The organism is Bradyrhizobium sp. WSM4872 (genome assembly GCF_055811715.1).
Window position 1 is genome coordinate 187,256 of the sequence record NZ_JBVVPT010000002.1, and the last position, 18,969, is coordinate 206,224.

15 protein-coding genes are annotated in these 18,969 nt (G+C 66.2%); 9 read left to right on the forward strand and 6 right to left on the reverse strand.

The annotated features are described in order from the left end of the window. Positions 1-11 precede the first annotated feature (11 nt). Positions 12-1,055, forward strand: a complete 1,044-nt coding sequence (locus AC0L3C_RS04010) for a glycosyltransferase family 4 protein (protein WP_473407245.1) — start codon at positions 12-14, stop codon at positions 1,053-1,055. 63 nt (positions 1,056-1,118) lie between these two features. Further along, complete coding sequence (locus AC0L3C_RS04015; RefSeq protein ID WP_035994560.1) at positions 1,119-2,102, forward strand: threonine/serine dehydratase; 984 nt, start codon at positions 1,119-1,121, stop codon at positions 2,100-2,102. A 74-nt stretch (positions 2,103-2,176) separates the two neighbouring features. Here the strand turns inward: AC0L3C_RS04015 and AC0L3C_RS04020 are convergent, their stop codons facing one another. Further along, positions 2,177-3,979, reverse strand: coding sequence for a caspase family protein (locus AC0L3C_RS04020; RefSeq protein ID WP_473407246.1), 1,803 nt, complete (start codon positions 3,977-3,979; stop codon positions 2,177-2,179). A 164-nt stretch (positions 3,980-4,143) separates the two neighbouring features. Between AC0L3C_RS04020 and AC0L3C_RS04025 the strand changes: the two genes are divergently transcribed. Continuing rightward, positions 4,144-4,587 (forward strand): RbsD/FucU family protein, encoded by a 444-nt coding sequence (locus AC0L3C_RS04025; RefSeq protein ID WP_473407247.1) that lies wholly within the window; start codon positions 4,144-4,146, stop codon positions 4,585-4,587. A gap of 30 nt (positions 4,588-4,617) precedes the next feature. Here the strand turns inward: AC0L3C_RS04025 and AC0L3C_RS04030 are convergent, their stop codons facing one another. Beyond that, positions 4,618-4,935, reverse strand: coding sequence for an antibiotic biosynthesis monooxygenase family protein (locus AC0L3C_RS04030; RefSeq protein WP_473259389.1), 318 nt, complete (start codon positions 4,933-4,935; stop codon positions 4,618-4,620). A gap of 121 nt (positions 4,936-5,056) precedes the next feature. Between AC0L3C_RS04030 and AC0L3C_RS04035 the strand changes: the two genes are divergently transcribed. Next, complete coding sequence (locus tag AC0L3C_RS04035) at positions 5,057-5,416, forward strand: hypothetical protein (RefSeq protein ID WP_007612410.1); 360 nt, start codon at positions 5,057-5,059, stop codon at positions 5,414-5,416. 220 nt (positions 5,417-5,636) lie between these two features. On the opposite strand, the gene AC0L3C_RS04040 is transcribed toward AC0L3C_RS04035, so the two are convergent. Further along, entirely contained in the window at positions 5,637-6,977 is a 1,341-nt protein-coding gene (locus tag AC0L3C_RS04040; protein ID WP_473407248.1) for a hypothetical protein, read from the reverse strand. Between the two features lie 75 nt (positions 6,978-7,052). On the opposite strand from AC0L3C_RS04040, the gene AC0L3C_RS04045 reads away from it, so the two are divergent. Next, complete coding sequence (locus tag AC0L3C_RS04045; protein WP_473407249.1) at positions 7,053-8,249, forward strand: MFS transporter; 1,197 nt, start codon at positions 7,053-7,055, stop codon at positions 8,247-8,249. On the opposite strand, the gene dgcA is transcribed toward AC0L3C_RS04045, so the two are convergent. Continuing rightward, positions 8,219-9,214, reverse strand: coding sequence for an N-acetyl-D-Glu racemase DgcA (gene dgcA, locus AC0L3C_RS04050; RefSeq protein ID WP_473407250.1), 996 nt, complete (start codon positions 9,212-9,214; stop codon positions 8,219-8,221). The two genes, AC0L3C_RS04045 and dgcA, sit on opposite strands and share 31 nt — an antisense overlap. 143 nt (positions 9,215-9,357) lie before the next feature. Here dgcA and AC0L3C_RS04055 point away from each other — a divergent pair, with 143 nt between their 5' ends. From AC0L3C_RS04055 to AC0L3C_RS04065, 3 genes are read left to right on the forward strand one after another with little or no spacing between them, the layout of a single operon-like run. Then, positions 9,358-10,491: an MlaE family ABC transporter permease gene (locus AC0L3C_RS04055; protein ID WP_473407251.1), complete on the forward strand. Its 1,134-nt coding sequence runs from the start codon at positions 9,358-9,360 to the stop codon at positions 10,489-10,491. Positions 10,492-10,493: 2 nt separating this feature from the next. After that, a complete protein-coding gene (locus AC0L3C_RS04060; RefSeq protein WP_473259378.1) occupies positions 10,494-11,264 on the forward strand; it encodes an ABC transporter ATP-binding protein in 771 nt (256 codons plus the stop codon). Between the two features lie 16 nt (positions 11,265-11,280). Next, complete coding sequence (locus tag AC0L3C_RS04065; protein ID WP_473251258.1) at positions 11,281-12,162, forward strand: MlaD family protein; 882 nt, start codon at positions 11,281-11,283, stop codon at positions 12,160-12,162. Positions 12,163-12,414: 252 nt separating this feature from the next. Here AC0L3C_RS04065 and AC0L3C_RS04070 read toward each other — a convergent pair whose 3' ends face one another. Both AC0L3C_RS04070 and AC0L3C_RS04075 read right to left on the reverse strand, forming a co-directional pair. Further along, positions 12,415-18,057: an apolipoprotein A-IV repeat region-like domain-containing protein gene (locus tag AC0L3C_RS04070; RefSeq protein ID WP_473407252.1), complete on the reverse strand. Its 5,643-nt coding sequence runs from the start codon at positions 18,055-18,057 to the stop codon at positions 12,415-12,417. A 143-nt stretch (positions 18,058-18,200) separates the two neighbouring features. After that, positions 18,201-18,455, reverse strand: a complete 255-nt coding sequence (locus AC0L3C_RS04075; protein ID WP_473259372.1) for a hypothetical protein — start codon at positions 18,453-18,455, stop codon at positions 18,201-18,203. On the opposite strand from AC0L3C_RS04075, the gene AC0L3C_RS04080 reads away from it, so the two are divergent. Next, positions 18,454-18,828 (forward strand): Hpt domain-containing protein, encoded by a 375-nt coding sequence (locus tag AC0L3C_RS04080; protein WP_473407253.1) that lies wholly within the window; start codon positions 18,454-18,456, stop codon positions 18,826-18,828. The two genes, AC0L3C_RS04075 and AC0L3C_RS04080, sit on opposite strands and share 2 nt — an antisense overlap. Positions 18,829-18,969: the final 141 nt, after the last annotated feature.

Below are 18,969 nucleotides of genomic sequence, written 5' to 3' on the forward strand. Positions count from 1 at the left end.
AAGGCAGCCTGATGCGCATCCTGGTCGCGACCGACGCCTGGCACCCGCAAGTCAACGGTGTGGTTCGGACGCTGACCAAGCTTGCCGACGCCGCCAAAGGCCTCGACGTCGAATTCTCGTTCCTGACGCCGCAATCGTTCCGCACCTTTGCGATGCCGAGCTATCGGGACGTGCGGCTGGCCATGCCGCGGCCGGGCAGAATCGCAAAGCTGATCGAGGAGGCGCACCCGGACAGCATCCACATCGCGACGGAGGGGCCGATCGGCCTGATGGTCCGCCGCTATTGCCGCCAGCGCAAGCTGCCCTTCACGACCAGCTTCCACACCCGCTTTCCCGAATATGTCCGCGCCCGCGTGCCGGTGCCGGGCTCGCTGATCTGGCGGGCGCTGCGCCGATTCCACAGCCCCAGCCGCGCCGTGATGGCGGCGACGCCGGCGCTCGCCAGCGAGCTGACCGAGCGCGGCTTCGACAATGTCGTGCTGTGGCCGCGCGGCGTCGACACCCATCTGTTCCATCCCCGGGCGATCGATCTGTGTCTGCCGGCACCGGTGTTCCTCTCCGTCGGCCGGGTCGCGGTGGAGAAGAATCTCGAGGCGTTCCTCGACCTCGACCTGCCCGGCACCAAGGTGATCGTCGGCGACGGTCCGGCGCGTGTCGCGCTGGAGGAGGTCTATCCGGACGCGATCTTCCTCGGCGAGAAGCACGGCGAGGAACTGGCGGACATTTACGCTGCCGCCGATGTCTTCGTGTTTCCGAGCAAAACCGACACCTTCGGCCTGGTCCTGCTCGAAGCGCTGGCGAGCGGCCTGCCGGTCGCGGCGTTTCCGGTGAAGGGGCCCCGCGACGTGATCGGCGATGCACCGGTCGGCGCGCTCGATCACGATCTGCGCCGCGCCTGCTTCGCCGCGCTGGACATCTCCCGGCAGGACTGCGTCGAATTCGCCGCCAACTACACCTGGGAGGCCTCGGCCCGGGCCTTTATTGACAGCATTTTGGCGGTCGGCGCGGTGCTGCCCGGCCGGAACGGGGCAGAACCGGCGCGATTCGTCGCCTGAGGGGAAGAAGCCCTCGCGCGGAGATGCCTTGCCCGCGCCTCATCCGCCGCGATAACATCAGGCATGACAGAACAGCTCCTCCCGATCGGCCCTGCCGATATCGATGCCGCAGCACGCGTGATCGCACCGTTCGCCGTCCGCACCCCGCTGTTGTCCTTTCCCGTGCTCAACGAACGCGTCGGCGCAAAGGTCTATCTCAAGCCGGAGATGCTCCAGCGCACCGGTTCGTTCAAGTTCCGCGGTGCCTTCAACAAGGTCGCCTCGATCCCGCAGGACAAGCGCGCCGGCGGCGTGGTCGCGTTCTCCTCCGGCAATCATGCCCAGGGCGTGGCGGCGGCGGCAAAGATCCTCGACATGCAGGCGACCATCGTGATGCCGGCGGATGCGCCGTTGTCCAAGCGCGAGCGCACCAAATCCTACGGTGCCGAGGTCGTGCTGTACGACCGCGACCGCGACGACCGCGAGGCGATCTCGCGCGGCATCGCCGAGAAGCGCGGCGCGACGCTGGTCAGGCCCTATGACGATCCCTTCGTGATCGCCGGCCAGGGCACTGCCGGCCGCGAGATCGCCGAGGACATGGCGGCGCTCGGTCTCGCCCCAGACATCGTGGTGGCGCCGGCCTCCGGCGGCGGCCTGATCGCGGGCGTCGCCACCGCCGTGAAGGCACGCTATCCGCTGGCCCAAATCGTCGTGGCCGAGCCTGAGGCGTTCGACGATCACGGCCTGTCGCTGACCGCAGGTCACCGCGAGCCGCATGGGCCGGCAGGCCGCACCATCTGCGATGCGCTGATGGCCCTGATCCCCGGTGAGATGACATTCGCGATCAACAGCAAGCTGCTTGCGCGCGGCGTCACCGCCTCGGACAAGGAAGTCGGCGCGGCAGTCGCGTTTGCCTATCGCGAGCTGAAGCTGGTGGTCGAGCCGGGCGGAGCGGTGGGCTTGGCCGCGCTGCTTGCGGGACGACTCGATGTTGCCGGCAAGAACGTCGTCATCGTGCTCTCCGGCGGCAATGTCGACGCCGATCTGTTTGCGGAGCTCGTGGCCTGATATTCTAATCTTCTGACATGAAGAAGGGGCAGAGCGTCGCCGCTCTGCCCTTTGTCGTGTGTGGCTGATCGCGATCAGTGCATGAAGCCGCGGTGGTTGTTGCCGCCGTTACCACCCTGGCTCTGGTTCATCGACTGGCGGAAGTTGTTGCCGCCATTGTTGACCATGCGATTGGTCTCATTGAACTGCGGGCGGTTGTTGTTCTGCACCTGCACCTTGTTCACCGGGTTGTTGCTGATCTTCGCGCCGTTGTTGATGCGGATCGGGTTGTTCTGGGTCTGAACGTTGACGGGTTTCGTCTCGATGGTCGTGCCGCCCTTGCCGACATTCACCGGCATGCTCACGATCTTGCCAGGATTGCCGCTGGTTGTGCCGTTGGCAGTGCCATTCGGCGTCTTGTTGGTCGCAGGCAGCGTCACGATCTTGCCGATGCCGCCATTGTTGTTGGTGCTATTGGTCGGCGCGGGCAGGGTCACGATCTTGCCCGGGGTCTGCGACGGCGTGCCGTTCTGCGGGTTGGGCTGATTGTTGCCCGCCGGCAGGTTGACGATCTGGCCGCTATTGCCGAGCTTGCCGATGCCGTTGTTGTCGCCCGACTTCTGCACGATCGGCAAATTGCCATTCACTTGCGCGCCGCCATTACCCTGCTGCAGCGGCATGTATTTGGGCTGGCCGAGATTGCCGATCTTGAAGGTCGGGGCGATATTCTGCGGCGCCAGGAACTTGGTCGCCTGCATCAATGGGATCTGCTTCGGCTGCATCTGGAGCTTCAGCGCGACCTGTGCATAGGGCGTGTTGCCGTAGCTATCGTAGAAGTTCTTGTAGCCGAGCGGCGAGTTCGCGAGCACCGCCTTGTGCCAGGCCTGCGTGAGCAGCAGGTTGTTGAGCAGCCAGCGGACGTGATCGCACAGCGGGTCGTGCGGATACATCGTGATGAACTCCTGATAGTACTCCGGCCGCGCTTCGGACACGACGTAGTCATAGGCCTGGCGGGTCGAGCGGCTCGGCAGGTTGGAGGCCATCTGCACCACAGGCGCATTCACCGGCGCGCGGTTGGCGGCAACAGCGGTGTCGCCGAAGAAGGTGAAGTCGGATGTCAGCGACGAGCTCTCCCACGGGATTTGCGCGCCGCTGGTGGTCTGGTTCACTTCGAGGCGCACGCGCTTGAACAGCTGCTCGATCGGCACGTTGGGCTCGCGCGCGACGTTCAGGAAGGCCTGCGTGTAGGGGCTGTGGCCGCCGGTGCCGTCCTGCGCTTCCGCGCCCGGCGCGGTCGAGTAACCGACGATCGAACCGTTCGGCGCATCGACGATGGCCAAGCCACGGCCGGCATCATTCACGTTCGGGAACGGGTTGTTGCGGCAGGCATCAAGGATCACGATGCGCATGCGGCTCGGGATCGTCTCCAGCGTCGACATCACGTCGACCAGGCGGACGGAGTTGTTGACGAGCTCGGTCTGGCTGGAGACCTTGGCGTCGACGGGAACGAGGTAGTTCTCGCCGGCGAGCTGCACGCCGTGACCGGCGTAGTAGACCATCGCCACCGTGTTCGGACCGCGCGCTGACACTTTGGCGGAGAAGTCCTGCACCACGCGAAGCATGTCGTTCTGGGTCAGGTCGGTCGCGGCGACCACTTCGAACCCGGCCGAATTCAGGAATTTCGCCATGGACTCCGCGTCATTGTCGGGGTTGGCGAGCTGCGGCGCGTTCTGGTAGTTCGAATTGCCGATCACCAGCGCGACGCGCTGCTCCGGGCCTTGCAGCGCGGTGGGGGCGGGCTCCACCGGGGCGACTTGCGCGGAAACCGGGCCGCAGGCGAAGCCGAACAGGCTTCCCAGCAGGCTGGCCGTCATCAGGAAAGGTTTTAGGCGGAACATGGCGTGCTCCTTTGGCACTGATCTCGATACGAGATTGGTTGCCGGGGAGCTTGGCCGCGTTCGAGTTTGAGGTCCGTGATCGCCATCACCATGGTAGGCTGCGTGATCTGAATCACGTTTGGAACCTGCCAAGGTGGGTGCACGATGGGAGGACAGTCCGTCACATGCTGAAATCGATCGATCCGATCCTCACGCCCGACCTGCTCTGGCTGCTGGCGTCCATGGGCCATGGCGACGACCTCGTTTTCGTCGATGCCAATCACCCGGCGGCACGCATCGCGCAGAGCACGCATTCGCGGCGCCTGATCCAGTTGCCCGGCATGAGCATGGAGACCGCGATCCGCGCCATCATGTCGGTCTATCCGCTCGACGATTTCGATCCCGATCCGGTGCGCGTGATGATGCCGGTCGACGATCCCGACGGCGTCCCCGACGTGCAGCGCGCGGTGCTCGCGGAGATCGAACGCGCCGCCGGCCGCCCCGTTACGCCCGGAAAACTCTCCCGGCCGGATTTTTATCGCGCGGCGGCGGCGAGTTTTGGAATCGTGCAGGTCGGCGACAGCCGGGGGTACGGATGCTTCCTGATCAGGAAGGGTGTGATCAACTAGAAGCGCACGAACGAACGATGCGGTACTGCGTCACGCGTGCTCGAACGGTCCGACCTCGCGGATCACCTTGCAGATCTGCAGGAAGCCGCTGGCGTAGAACTCGGCATGGCCCCGCTTCATCGTCTCGACATGTTCGGGATGGGTGCGCCAGGCTTCGAGCGCTTGCTCCGAGGCAAAACGGAACACGGTGAGCTCCTCGCCGTCGTCGGCCTTGAACGACTTGACCGACACAAAGCCGGGAAGACGGCTGACGATGTCGTACATGCGCGCGCCGAGCCGGTCGTGTTCGTCGACAGAGGCGCCGTCACGCAATTGCAGATCGCCAATGACAATCACTTCGCCAATCATGTTTCCTTGACCCTCGGTGATGGGTATCCGTTCCCGATCTCTTCGGTTTCGCGAAGGCTTTGTTACATCGCCCCCCCGAATTTGAATGGCCTGCCGGCATCCGACTGTTTATGGTCGGTCCATGTCGCGCCTTATGTGCCTATCTGTCGCTATCGTCCTATCGCTGCTGCCGGCTGTCGCGCCGGCTGCCTCAATCCAAAAGCGTCCCAAGCAAGCCTGGCATGGCTACGGCTTCCTGCCGGGCTATCGCCAGCCGCTGAGCAACAGCATTCCGCTCTACAAGCAGAAGGAGGCGATGCGGCGGATGTCGCCTAGCGACCGGCGCCATTGGTACATCGATCCGGTCCCCCAATATTACGGCTGGGACGGTGAGTGGCGCTATTTCGGCCGGCCCGGCTTCGGCGGCGGCCGCTACAATGGCGGCAGTTTTGGTCCGTGCTGGACGCGGACGCCGATCGGCGCGGTCTGGAATTGCGGGTGATGGACTGAGCATCCGACATTGCGAGCGTAGCGCGTTGCGCTCGCAATGACGTTGAGGAGAGAGTGTTTTCCTCACTCCGCTCTCGTGCCCCGGACACCGCGCAGCGTCTCTTCGACGGTGCGCTGCAGTGCCGGGGCCCATGCTGCTACGGAAGCTGTGGCTCCTGGATCCCGGATCTGCGCTTTGCTTGTCCGGGACACGGAGGGAGTATGCGTCCCCCTTACGAGAAGAATGCGATCTTCTCGGCCTGGGTCATGCGGCGGATGGGCGCCATGGGATCGTTTGCGGCGGCGCGGGGCTTTTGCAGGATACCGCTGGCGAGGATGGTGGCGCCGAGCGAGGCTTCCGGAACCGGCGAGGGCATCGGCAGCGTCGTAGCCTGCGCTGCGCCGAATGTCGCGCCGGCGGCCATGACCGGCGCCGGCTGCTCCATCACTTCGGCGGCGGCTTCCGCAATGGCGTTGGTGAGGCGCGCCAGCGATTCCATCGCGATCGGCGCTTCCTCTACGGGCTCCTCCACGATCGCTGCAGCGGCGACTGGCTCCCGTGCGAGCGGCTCTGGTGCGATCGGCTCCGGTATCTCGGCTGCGATGGGCGTTGCGGCCTCCGCAACCACCGGCTCCGGAACCGTCGCTTCCATCTCGACCGGTTCGATGATCTCGTCGAATTCCGGATCGGGCGCGGCCATCTCCAGCGCGATCGCGTCGAGTATAGCTTCGTCCTCGGCTTCCGCTGCGGCATCGAGCGAAAATTCGTCCGTCACCTCCGCGAAGGCGGCGGGCTCAGTGGCCAGCTCTTCAAAAGCGGCGTCTTCACGCGCGATCCGGGTCTCGGCGACGATTCCGGCCGTCTCCACGGCGGCTTCGGGCTCAATCGCCTCTGCGCTGTCCTGCGGCTCCGTAAGAGCCACGGCGGCTTCGCTGGCCATCACCGCAGGCGCGGCCTCCGCAGGCGGAGCTTCCGCAGCGGACGACGGTGCCTCCTGCACTGGAGCCGGCGACGGGCGCGCGGCCTGCGGCGTTGCGTCAGCGTCCGTCTGGTCGATCCGGTCCTTGAGCAGATCGAATGCGGCCTTGAGGTCAGCGCGGGGGTCGATGGTGGAAACCTGCGCGCAGGCCGCCTCGATGGAGGCGAGCTGCGAATCAATCAGGTCGCAGATTCGGCCGTCGGCGCCGATCTCGCGCCAGCGCCAGGAGATCTCCTTGATGATGCGCAGCCCGCGGGGAATCGGTGCGAGGCTCGCCTCGATCGCCCCGGGATCGAACGCCGCGATCGCAATCGTCTCGGCTTCGCGGATCGCGTGGCGGATCGCGATTAGCGCCTCCGGCAGGCGGTCCTCGACGACGGGATGGCGCTGCGCCGCAAGGGTTTCTTCGATTTTCGCGACCGCGTCGAGCACCATGCGGGTGTCGGCATTGCGGTTGCGCTTGGCGTATTCGCCGAGGAACCAGCGGCCGCGCGCGGTCTCCAGGAAGGCTTCGCGGATCGCGTCGTAATCCTGCTCGTTCGGCTCGGCCGCGCGGGCAGACATAGGCGAGAGGGCGAATGCTTCGTTGGCCATGTCAATCTCGTCGCGCAAATCACCGCGCGTTACAGTAACGATCATCACGATATCGACCGAATCGCAATTGGTTTGATGGCGCCCGAATCACAAATCCCCATCGCAGCAGCTCGGAAGCGGCGATTCGCCGTGAGCCTCGCGCTGTTCTACTCGGCCGTGTTCGCGGTCTCGGGTACGCATCTGCCGTTCTTTCCGGTCTGGCTGAAGGCGATCGGCATTGACGCGGCCTGGATCGGCCTCATCAACGCGCTGCCGGCGATCACGCGCTTCACCACGCTGCCGCAGGTCACCGCGTTTGCCGAAAAGCGACATGCCATTCGCGCCGGCATGATGGTGTCCGTGCTGGCGACGGCGATCGGATTTACGGCGGTCGGCTTGCAGCAGCAGCCGCTGGCGCTGTTCCTGATCTATGCGCTGACCTGCGTGATGTGGACGCCGACCATGCCGCTGACCGACGCCTATGCGCTGCGTGGCGTCGCCCGCTACGGGCTCAATTACGGGCCGGTGCGGCTGTGGGGCTCGGCAGCCTTCGCAGCCGGCTCGCTCGCCTGCGGCTATCTCGTGGACCACATCGCAGCGCGCGATCTGATCTGGGTCATCGTCGCCTGGGCTGTTGTTGCGGTCGCCGCCGGCATGCTGCTGCAGCCCCTCGACGATGTCAGGCGAAGGACAACAGTGACGTACGCCGGCAAGGCGCTGCTGCGCGATGCCGGCTTCTGGGCCGTCATCGTTTCGGCCGCGCTGATCCAGGGCAGTCACGTCGCGTATTATACGTTCTCGGCCATCAACTGGCAGACCCAGGGCCTCGGCGGGCTGACGATCGCGGGCCTCTGGACATTGGGCGTGATCGCCGAGATCGTCGTGTTTGCGCTGTCGCCGCGCTTCTCGCTGCACCCGTCCTCGCTCATGGCGATCGGGGGCGCGAGTGCAGTCGTTCGCTGGATCGTCACCGCGTACGATCCGCCGGTCGCGCTGCTGGCGATCGTGCAACTCGGCCACGGCCTGACGTTCGGGATGACGATCCTCGGCACGATGAGTCTGCTGGTGCAGCGCGTGCCGTCGCATCAGATCGCGCGGGGGCAGGGCTATTACGCCGCATGCAACGGGTTGCTGGGTGCGACCACCTCGATCGTGTCAGGTGCGATCTACGCCCGCATCGGCGACGGTCTGTATTACGTCATGGCCGCGATGGCCGCGGCCGGTGCGCTCGTGATCTGGTCGGCGCGGCACCGGCTGAAAGCTCAGCCCCAGAGCGAAGAATCCGGCGGATAGACCAGGCTGTCGTCATAGCGAAGCCCGTGATCGCGGTCGCGCGCCAGCAGCAAGGGGCCGTCGAGATCGACGAAGCGCGCCTGCGGCGTCACCAGCATCGCCGGCGCCATCGACAGCGAGGTTGCGACCATGCAGCCGATCATGATCTCGAAGCCGAGCGCCTGCGCAGCATCGGCCATCGCCAGCGCCTCGGTGAGGCCGCCGGTCTTGTCGAGCTTGATGTTCACGGCGTCGTAGCGCTCGCGGAGCGACGCCAGCGAAGAGCGGTCGTGCACGCTTTCGTCGGCGCAGACCACCAGTGGCCGCTTGATCCGCGCCAGCGCGTCGTCCTTTCCGGCCGGCAGCGGCTGCTCGACCAGGGTGACGCCGACGGCCTCGCAGGCCGCAAGATTGTGCGCCAGATTGGCCTCGGTCCAGGCCTCGTTGGCATCCACGATCAGTTCGGATTCGGGCGCCGCCTCGCGCACCGCCGTGATCCGCTCCGGATCGCCGTCGCCGCCGAGCTTGATCTTGAGCAGCGGCCGGTGCGCCGCTTTGGCGGTCGCCGCCGCCATGGCCTCGGGCGTGCCCAGCGAGATGGTGTAGGCCGTGGTGCGCTCGCCCGGCGACGGGCGGTCGAGCAGGCTCCAGGCCCGCAAGCCCGCCGCCTTGGCTTCCAGATCGATCAGGGCGCAATCCAGGGCATTGCGGGCCGCCCCGGGCGGCATGGCGGCTTGCAGGGCCTGGCGGGTGAGGCCGCCGGCCACGGCCTCCCGCATGGCCTGGATGGCGGCAAGGGTCGCCTCGGGCGTCTCGCCATAGCGGGGATAGGGCACGCATTCGCCGCGGCCAGTCAGGCCGTCCCGGCTGACCTCGGCCACAACGGTCACGGCCTCGGTCTTGGCGCCCCGGCTGATGGTGAAACTGCCCACGATGGGAAAGCGCTCGATTCGCGCAGCGAGGACAGGAACTTTGCTGGAAGTCATTTTGAACTCTGGCGAAATCTGAACCTGCTGGTTACCTGTGGCAACTAAGGTTAACCAGTTGGGGATACCTTCTCCGGGTAAGGGCGCGTGCGCAACCATCTGATTTCATCCGTTTCTCGCGCCTCGGCACGGGAGCGGTCATCTTGAGCGGCGATCCGAAGCTGGAACGGATTGCGAAGGGCAATGCGCTGGCACTCTGCGCCACCGGAACCTGGACCGCGAGCTTCGCGCCGGTCCTGGAGCGGATGGTGGCTGACGCCGAGAAGCTCGCCGGCGGCCCGCAAAGCATCTTCATCGACGTGTCCGAGGTCTCCAAGCTCGACACCTTCGGCGCCTGGCTGATCGAGCGGCTGCGTCGCAGCCTGACGCAGGGCGCCGTCGAGGCGCAGATCGCCGGCCTTTCCGCCAATTATTCGAGCCTGGTGGACGAGGTGCGACGGGTCAGGGCGACGCCCGTCATCGACACCAGCACGATCACCATCACCGGCATGCTGGAGCAGATCGGCCGGGCCGTGGCCGGTGTTGCCGGCACGGTTGCAGGCCTGATCGACATGCTCGGCGCGGTGCTCGCGGCGGTCGCGCGCACCCTGATTCATCCGCGCTCGTTCCGTCTGACCTCGACCGTGCATCATCTCGAGCAGGTCTGCTGGCGCGCGGTGCCGATCGTCGTGCTGATCACCTTCCTGATTGGCTGCATCATCGCCCAGCAAGGCATCTTTCACTTCCGCAGGTTCGGCGCCGACCTGTTCGTCGTCGACATGCTCGGCGTGCTGGTGCTGCGCGAGATCGGCGTGCTGCTGGTCGCGATCATGGTTGCGGGCCGCTCGGGCAGCGCCTACACCGCCGAACTTGGCTCGATGAAGATGCGCGAGGAGATCGACGCGCTGCGCACCATGGGGTTCGACCCGATCGAGGTGCTGGTGCTGCCGCGCATGCTCGCGCTGGTGCTGGCGCTGCCGATCCTGGCCTTCCTCGGCGCGATGGCCGCGCTCTATGGCGGCGGCCTCGTCGCCTGGCTCTATGGGGGCGTGCAGCCCGAGGCTTTCCTGCTGCGGCTGCGCGACGCCATCTCGATCGACCATTTCATCGTTGGCATCGTCAAGGCACCTGTCATGGCCGCGGTGATCGGCATCGTCGCCTGCGTCGAGGGGCTCGCGGTGCAGGGCAGCGCGGAATCGCTCGGGCAGCACACGACGTCGTCTGTCGTGAAAGGCATTTTTTTCGTCATCGTCATGGACGGCGTGTTCGCCATCTTCTTCGCCGCGATCGGGATGTGACGATGGTGGGCGAGATCCAGAACCCCATCATCCGCGTCCGCGACATCACCGTGCAGTTCGGCGCGACGCGCGTGCTCGACGGGCTCGACCTCGACGTCAAGCGCGGCGAGATTTTGGGCTTCGTCGGCCCTTCCGGCGCGGGCAAGTCCGTGCTGACGCGCACCATCATCGGCCTGGTGCCGAAGGTCGCAGGCAGCATCGAGGTGTTCGGCGTCGACCTCGATGCCTCCAACACGTTGCAGCGTCGCAACGTGGAGCGGCGCTGGGGAGTGCTGTTTCAGCAGGGCGCGCTGTTCTCCTCGCTCACGGTGCGCCAGAACATCCAGTTCCCGATGCGCGAATATCTGCGGGTGTCGCAGCGGCTGATGGACGAGATCACCATCGCCAAGCTCACCATGGTGGGTCTCAAGCCCGAAGTGGCCGATCGCTTTCCCTCGGAACTGTCGGGCGGCATGATCAAGCGCGTGGCGCTGGCGCGCGCGCTGTCGCTCGACCCCGATCTCGTCTTTCTGGACGAGCCGACCTCGGGCCTGGATCCGATCGGCGCCGGCGACTTCGACGAGCTGGTCAGGACGCTGCAGCGTACTTTGGGGCTGACCGTTTTCATGGTAACCCACGACCTCGATAGCCTTTACACAGCATGTGACCGCATCGCCGTTTTAGGCAACGGTAAGATCATTGCGGCAGGGTCGATCGCCGACATGCAGGCCTCGCAGCATCCGTGGCTGAGGCAATATTTCCATGGCAAGCGCGCTCGCGCGGTGATGGGCTGAGGTGCCGGAGTAGCTGATGGAAACGCGCGCAAATTACGTGCTGATCGGGTCGTTCACGCTGGCGGTGATCGCCGCCGCGATCGGCTTCGTGCTGTGGTTTCAGTCGTTGCACACCACCAAGCAGCGCAGCCCCCTGCGCGTCGTGTTCGAGGGCCCGGCCGCGGGCCTGCGCAATGGCGGCAGCGTCAATTTCAACGGTATCCGGGTAGGTGAGGTGGTCTCGGTGAAGCTCGACAACCCGCGGCGGGTTGTCGCACTCGCCATGGTCGAGAACAACGCCCCGATCCGCAAGGACACCCTGGTCGGCCTCGAATTCCAGGGCCTGACCGGCGTCGCCGCGATCTCGCTCAAGGGCGGCGAGGAGGCCGCACCGTCGCCGCCGCTCGACGAGGACGGCATTCCGACGCTGACGGCGGATCCCAACAAGCTCCAGGACGTCACCGAGGCGATCCGCGGCACGCTCCAGAACATCAACAAGATCGTCGCCGACAATCAGGAGTCGGTGAAGAACTCGCTGAAGAATCTCGAGACCTTCACCAACTCGCTCGCCCGCAACTCCGAGAAGATCGACGGCGTGATGGCCAAGGTCGACGGCGTGATGCTCAAGGCTGATAGCCTCATGCTCGGCCTCAACACGCTCGCCGGCGGCAAGGACGGCGGCGAGCTGTTCCAGGCGGTGAAGTCGATCCGCGAACTGGCCGACGATTTCGACAAGCGCTCCGGCGCATTGATGACCGACGGCCGCCGCACGCTCGGCGACATCAGCCGTGCCGTCAACAATTTCGACCGCAACCCCACCCGCGTTCTGTTCGGCGCCAGCAACAGCGCACCGGCGGCCGCGCCGCCACCGCCGCCAGAGCCGCCGAAACCCGCCGCGCCGGAGCGCCGGCGGCAGTAGGGGGATCGCCTCGTGCTTCTCCGGCGTCGTCCTGGCGAAAGCCAGGACCCATTACCCCAAGGAGGAGTTTGGCGAAGAGCAGTCGCTCGGTACTTCCACCGGCGGCAATCGACAGACTTCGCGGTATGGGTCCTGGCTTTCGCCAGGACGACATCGAGTGTTTGTCGATCGCTTCGTTCCTAATGACACCCAAAACAAAAACGGAGGCCGCGAGGCCTCCGTTTCCTTATTCGTCATTTGCGAGCTGGCCGCTCACCCCAGCCGGCCCGCCGCGTGCGCGAGCAGCGTGTACACCAGGCCCGTTTCCGAGGTCAGGTGGTTGCGCAGCTCCTGCGGGCCGCGGCCGTCGCGGGCGACCTCGTCGAGCAAGCGTTCGAACTCGGCGACATAGCGGTCGACCGTGGCCTTGAAGTTGCGGTCGGAGCGATACTTGCGGGCGACCTCGTCGAAGGCCTTCTGGCCGGCGGGCGTGTAGAGGCGCTTGGTGAAGGCCTTGTTCTCGCCGCGCTGGTAGCGGTCCCACATCTCGGACGCGAGGTTGCGGTCCATCAGCCGGCCAATGTCGAGCGACAAGGATTCCAGCGGATTGCCGCCACCTTGAGGAGCCTGCGGCTGCGGCGCCGGTGCAGCCTGGCGGCCGCGCTGGGGCTCACGTCCGGTGGGCGCACCCTGGTTGGCGTCCGTGCGGCTCAAGAGGTCGGACAGCCAGCCGTCGCGGCCCTGGTCGTTGCCGGCCGGTGCGACCGGCGGCGCTTCGGTGCGGCGCGAGGAGGCCGGCATGCCGAGGTCCGGCGGCGGCAGCGTCGAGGCGCTGGCGCTCTCGCGCATGCGCGTGTCGGTGCTGCGCGCGCCGACGGCCGCCAGCATCGGCTCTTCCTGGCGCTGCACGCTGGCGCGGCCCGTCGTGGAGACGTCGAGGCCACGGCCGTGCTGGGCCACGATACGGTTGAGCTCGGCGAGCGCCTCGATCTGGTCGACGATCACCTTGCGCATCTGCGCAGTGCTCTCGGCGGCCTCCTGCGGCATCTCGAGCACGCCGCGGCGCAGCTCGTTGCGGGTGGCTTCGAGCTCGTTGTGCATCTCGAACGCCATCTGCTTCATGCTGGAGACGAGGTTGGTGAACTTCTCCGTCGACTGCTTGAACATCGCATCCGCCTCGTCGGTGGTCTGGCGGTAGATGTCGTGCATGGCCTCGACGGTCTGCCGGTGCTCCTCTTCGGAGGCCGACCGCACCGCCTCGAACTGCCGGGTGATCGCCGCGGAACCGGCGCCGGCGGTCTCCGCGACGACGCGGGCGATGTCGCGGGCGCGCTCTTCGGCGGCCGCCAGCGATTCATCGAGCAGGCCGGTGAAGCGAGACAGGCGCTGGTCGAGATCGGCGGTGCGCAGGTCGATCGTGGTGACGAGCGATTCCAGCGCCTCCTTGCGTTCGGCGAGCGAGGCGGTGGTGTTCTTGTTGCTCTGCTCGACGACCTGCGCGGCCTCGACGAGTGCCTTGCCGTGCGCGTCGAACTGGGTCGAGAGCTCGCCGAGATCCTGGAGCGCCCGCGTGGTCTTGCTGTTGAAGACGTTGAGCTGGTCTTCCAGGTTCTGCGTCGCAGCGCCGTTGCGCGAGGTGACGTCGTTCATGGCCGAGACGAAGTCGGCCACACGCGTCACCAGCGCACGCTCGAGCGAGTTGAGGTTGTCGTGCGCACCGGTCAGCACCTCCTGGAGCAGGATGTTGCCTTCGCGCAGACGCTCGAACAGGGCGACCGTGTCGGTGCGCAGGATCTTGCTGGTCTCCTGCATCTCGGTGACGGCCGCGATCGAGACCTGGCGCGACTGGTCGATCGCCGCGCGCGAGGCCTGCTCGAGGTCCTTGAGCGATTTGTTGACGGCACCCGTCGCCATCTCGCTCGCCGAGTTGATGGTTCGCGCCACCTCGGAGCCGTTGCCCATCATGGTCTGCGAGAACGCATGTCCGCGCGTCTCGATCGACTTCAGCGCATCGGAGGTGACGCGGTCGATGTCGAGCGTGAGCTGGCTGGTTTTCGAGCCGATCGCGTCCACGAGCGAGCCGCGCTTGGCGTCGATCATGTTGGCGAGACGGTCGGACTGCTGCTGCACGTAGGTGACGATCTCGTCGGTCTTGCCGGTCATGGCCTGGCCGAAGCTGCTGCTGGCGGCGAGCACCGAGCGCTCGACGTCCGCCGAACTCGACTTGACCCGCGAGCTTGCCTCGTTGGAGGCGTTGATCAACGCGTTCTGGGCGTTGAGCGCGCTGGTCTGGATGTCGCTGGTCGCGTTCGCGGTGGCCGTGCTCAGCGTACGCTCGATCTCGCTCGAGATCGTGCGGATCTGGCTTGCGGCATCCGCCGAGGTCGAGACCAGCGAGGTCTGCGCCTCACGCGCGCTGTTGAGGATGGTCGAGGCGGTGTCGGCGCCGACCGAGGTCAGCGTGCGCTCGATGTCCGTGGTCAGCGACTTGATCTGGCCTGCTGCGTCCGTCGAGGCGGAGATCAGCGTGCCCTGGGCCTCGCGTACGCCGCTGGTGAGTGCTTCGATGGTGGCGCCGCCGGCGGTCGCCAGCGCGCGCTGCATCTCGGCCGCCAGCGAACGAACCTGGCCGGTCTGTTCGGCGGACACCGCCAGCAGGGTGCTTTGGGCGTCGCGGGCGCTGGTCGTGATCGTCTCGGCGGTCGACTGGCCGACCTGCGAGAGCGACCGATGCACTTCGGCGGCGAGGGACTTCACCTGGCTCGCCGCATCCGAGGACGCGTTGACGAGCGTGCTCTGGGCTTCGCGGGCGCCGGTCATGATGGTCTCGGCCGTCGCGGTGCCGGCCATCGAGAGCGAGCGCTGCACGTCCGAGGACAGCGCCTTGATCTGGTTGGCGGTCTCGCTCGAGGCCGCGATCAGCGCGCTCTGCGCATCGCGGGCGCCGGCGGTGATCGATTCCGCCGTGGCGGAGCCGGCCATCGACAGCGAGCGCTGCACGTCGGCGGTGAGGGTCTTGACGTGGTTGGCCGCGTCCGAGGACGCCGTGACGAGCGTGGTCTGCACCTCGCGCGCACCGGCCAGGATCGAGGCGGCGGTCGCCGAGCCTGCCGACGACAGCGTGCGTTCGACGTCGGCCGCGAGCCCCTTGATCTGGTTGGAGGCATCGCCAGATGCTGCGACCAGCGTCGACTGCGCTTCGCGGGCGCTGGTCAGGATCGAGTTCGCGGCACCGGTGCCGACTGCGGTCAGCGCGCGCTCGACCTCGGCGGAGGTCATCTTCAGCTGGGCGTTGACGTCGGAGGAGACCGTCATCAGCGACTGCTGCGCGGTGCGCGCACCGGTCTGGATGGTCTCGCTGGTGTTGACCACGAGATTGGTGAGCGAGCGCTCGGCGTCTTCGACATGCGAGCGGATCGCGGTCGAGATCATCTCGGCGCGGGACATCATGTCCTCGCTGGCCTGGCGTCCGCTGCTTTCGATGCGGCCGGCGACGGCCTCGACACGCGAGCCGAGCAGGTCCTCGAACTGCGCCACGCGCACGTCGATGTCGCTGGCGACCGAGCCGACCTTGGTCTCGATGGCCTGCTGAATGTCCTGGAAGCGCGCCGTGACCGTGTCGGTCAGGTGCATGCTGCGGCCGTCGATGATCTCGGTGACGCCGGTGATGCGGCGGTCGACCGCCTCGATTGCCTGCGCGGTGCCGTCCGTGAGCGTCGAGGTCAGGAGGGTGAGGCGGGTGTCGATCGACTGCACGGCCTGCGAGGCGCCGTTCGTCACCGCGGTGGTCAGGTAGGTGAGGCGCGTGTCGATGGATTCGAGCGCCTGCGAAGCGCCGCCGGTGAGGGTGGTCGTCAGATGCGTGAGGCGCGTGTCGATCGACTGGATGGTCTGCGACGCGCCATCGGTCAGCGACGAAGTGAGGTGGGTGAGGCGGGAGTCGATCGACTGGATCGCCTGCGCCGCACCGTCGGTCAGCGACGAGGCGAGCGTGTTGAGCCGTCCGTCGATGGTCTCGGTGACCGACTTCGCACGGGTATCGAACGATTCTTCGAGCGCGGCGACGCGGCCGACGAGCTGCTCGTCGAAGGTCTTGATATGACCGTCGATCGTGGAGTCGAGGCTGGAGATCTTGCCGTTCAGCGAGGCGTCGAGGTTGCTGACGCGTTCGCCGATCGTGGTCTCGAACTGCACCAGGCGCTGGTCGAGCACAGCCGTGATCGCGCCGCCGTTGGAGGTGAAGCGGGTGTCGAAATTGTCGACATAGGTCTTCAGCGATTCATGGATGTCCTGGGTACGCTGGCCCATCCGATCGACGATCTCGCCGCCGAAGGTCTTCACGGTGCGGTCGAATTCGGAGATGTGGCGGGTGATCAGCGCGCCCAGCGTGCCGGAGTCGCGGGCGAATTTCTCGACCAACTCGGTGCCCTGGTTCTTCACCAGCTCGTCGAAGGCGCTCATCTGGAGCGACAGCGAGTCGTGCGCGGTCTCGGTCTGGCTGACGACCTTGGCGACCAGCGTATTGACGGTGGCGTCGAGTGCTTCGCTCGCCTTGTCGCCGGAGGTCATGATGTGGCCGGCGAGGCGGTTGCCGGCGTCGTCAATCTTGGCGGAGAGGTCGTTGGAGCGCAGCTCGAGCTCTAGCAGCAGCGAGTCCGACGAATTCTTCAGGCTGTCGTGCACCTGCTCGGTACGCTCGGAGATGCCGTCGACGATCGCGGCGGAGCGCTGCTCGAACTCGCCGGTGATGCGGTCGATGCGCTCGTTCAGCATTTCGTGGACGCGGTCGGCGAGGTCGACGAACTCGTCGTGAACGTGGCCGGTCTTGAAATTGAGGCTGGTGGTCAACCGCTCGCTGGCGTCGAGCACGGCGCGCGTGGTCTCGTTGCTGGCCTCCTCGAGCCGGTCGAGCAGGTCGCCTCCGCGCTCGCCGAGCGCGAGGATCATGTTGTCGCCGGCGTTGCTGAGCGCACCGGTGATGTGGGCGCCGCGCTCTTCGAGCGCGCCGGTGATGGACTTTGCGACCTCGTCGACGCGCGAGGCGATCGCGTCCGAGATCAGCGCGATGTCGTGGCGCAAATCGATCTGCACGCCGGAGATGGCGCTGCGGACCTGCTCGGCCTGGCCGACCAGATTGTCGCGCTGATGTGCGATGTCCTGGAGCAGGGCGCGGATGCGCACTTCGTTGTCGGAATAGGCGCGTTCGAGCGCCGCGACCTCGTTGGCGACCAGCGTCTCGAGCTCGCCGGCGCGCGCGATGGCGCGCTCGATGCCGTCGCCCATCGCCGCAACCTCGCGGCGGATGGCCTGGCCGACGGTCACCATCGAATCGGAGGCCGAGCCTTCCGGCTCGGAGAAGCGGATGGCAACCTGGGCCATAGCCTGCGCGACCGAGCTCATTTGCTGGCCGCGCCAGACGAGGCTCGCCAGGAAGAAGAACAGCATGATCGGCGCGAAGAACATCGTGACGAGGCCGGCAATGGCCAACACGCCGCCGCTCTGGCCCATCGCCGCCTGGATCGAAGGCAGGAAGCCGACCGTCAGCGCGGCGCAAGCCGCCAGCCAGACGACGGTGAAGATTGTCGCGCCGGTGTAGATGTTGCGGGTCGGGCGTCCCGTCTGCAACGTCTGCAACAGCTGGCCGATGGTCGCACGGTCGTCATTGGCGGCGCGGCGCGAGGAGCGCGGCTCCTCGACCTGGTCGAACATCGCGCGTTCGTTCGCGGCAGGACGCGGATCGAAGCTCGGTTCGTCGAACATCGGGGGAGCCGGTGGGGCGACCGGAGGCGGCGTTTCGCTGCGCATCGAGGCGTTGCGGCTGGTGTCCGCCGCCGTGTCGCTAATGTTCAGGGCTTCCTGGATTGCAGAAAGCGCATCTTCTGTGGGGTCTTTGACCTTTTTCGGAGTGTTTGCCATGTTCAGTCCGAGCCCTCGTTACTTGTACGCGTCCCCCCGCGAGCTCTGCGCGCTACGCAAGCCCACAGTCCGGATCATGCCGCTTGCGCGGATCTCCGAGCCATCCCCACCCGGACGGCTTGTCCGCCAATTTCTCCAACATCCTATTGGCAGAGCGTCGCGAATGAAATGCCCGCGATTAAGACATTCTTAATCATCGTTAACAGGATCGCGCCGTAAGGCCTTAGCAATAAATGCAATTCTCCACCGGACTCGCCGGATTGCGGCAACTTTTCGTCAATAAACAGGCAGATTTGCGCAAAACGGCTGGAACATTTCATTAACCATTTCCGTGCTTGGGTGGAGGGAACTTGACCGCCGGACCGGCGGACATCGCGCGATGCCGGGGCCTGCGCCATGACTCCTGAACTGCAACGGATGGACTGGATGCGCTCGCCCCCGCTTGCACCCATCGACAGCCCGCTCGACCTCGATCATCTCTCCCGCATGACGCTCGGTGATTCCGAGCTGGAACAGGAAGTGCTGGCGATGTTTGCCGAGCAGGCGGTGCGCCTGATCGCGGCGATGGCCGCGCTCCCGTCCGAGGCCGGCGCACTCGCCCACAAGCTCAAGGGCTCGGCGCGCGGGATCGGCGCTTTTGCGGTGGCGGATGCCGCCGCCAGCCTGGAGACCGCGATCCAGACCGGCCAGGGCCGGCCTCATGCCTTCGCCGCGCTAAAAGAGGCGGTGACCGAGGCGCGCGCCGCGATCGAGGCGATCCTGAACCCTTAGGCCGACAGGGCCAGAACCGTGCTCTAGTCTTTTGTTTTGACGGGTTTTCTTCCCGCGAAACGGTATTCACGACTTATCAAAACGCTATGGCGCCGGGCTGACCGACCCGTTATAGGACAGCCCGGACCCTCCTTCATTCCC

Coding starts and splice junctions, on each gene's coding strand:
- AC0L3C_RS04060 (WP_473259378.1), top strand. CDS start 10,494: ATGGTGGGCGAGATCCAGAACCCCATCATCCGCGTCCGCGACATCACC.
- AC0L3C_RS04065 (WP_473251258.1), top strand. CDS start 11,281: ATGGAAACGCGCGCAAATTACGTGCTGATCGGGTCGTTCACGCTGGCG.
- AC0L3C_RS04035 (WP_007612410.1), top strand. CDS start 5,057: ATGTCGCGCCTTATGTGCCTATCTGTCGCTATCGTCCTATCGCTGCTG.
- AC0L3C_RS04025 (WP_473407247.1), top strand. CDS start 4,144: ATGCTGAAATCGATCGATCCGATCCTCACGCCCGACCTGCTCTGGCTG.
- AC0L3C_RS04020 (WP_473407246.1), bottom strand. CDS start 3,979: ATGTTCCGCCTAAAACCTTTCCTGATGACGGCCAGCCTGCTGGGAAGC.
- dgcA (WP_473407250.1), bottom strand. CDS start 9,214: ATGACTTCCAGCAAAGTTCCTGTCCTCGCTGCGCGAATCGAGCGCTTT.
- AC0L3C_RS04045 (WP_473407249.1), top strand. CDS start 7,053: ATGGCGCCCGAATCACAAATCCCCATCGCAGCAGCTCGGAAGCGGCGA.
- AC0L3C_RS04040 (WP_473407248.1), bottom strand. CDS start 6,977: ATGGCCAACGAAGCATTCGCCCTCTCGCCTATGTCTGCCCGCGCGGCC.
- AC0L3C_RS04075 (WP_473259372.1), bottom strand. CDS start 18,455: ATGGCGCAGGCCCCGGCATCGCGCGATGTCCGCCGGTCCGGCGGTCAA.
- AC0L3C_RS04015 (WP_035994560.1), top strand. CDS start 1,119: ATGACAGAACAGCTCCTCCCGATCGGCCCTGCCGATATCGATGCCGCA.
- AC0L3C_RS04080 (WP_473407253.1), top strand. CDS start 18,454: ATGACTCCTGAACTGCAACGGATGGACTGGATGCGCTCGCCCCCGCTT.
- AC0L3C_RS04070 (WP_473407252.1), bottom strand. CDS start 18,057: ATGGCAAACACTCCGAAAAAGGTCAAAGACCCCACAGAAGATGCGCTT.
- AC0L3C_RS04010 (WP_473407245.1), top strand. CDS start 12: ATGCGCATCCTGGTCGCGACCGACGCCTGGCACCCGCAAGTCAACGGT.
- AC0L3C_RS04030 (WP_473259389.1), bottom strand. CDS start 4,935: ATGATTGGCGAAGTGATTGTCATTGGCGATCTGCAATTGCGTGACGGC.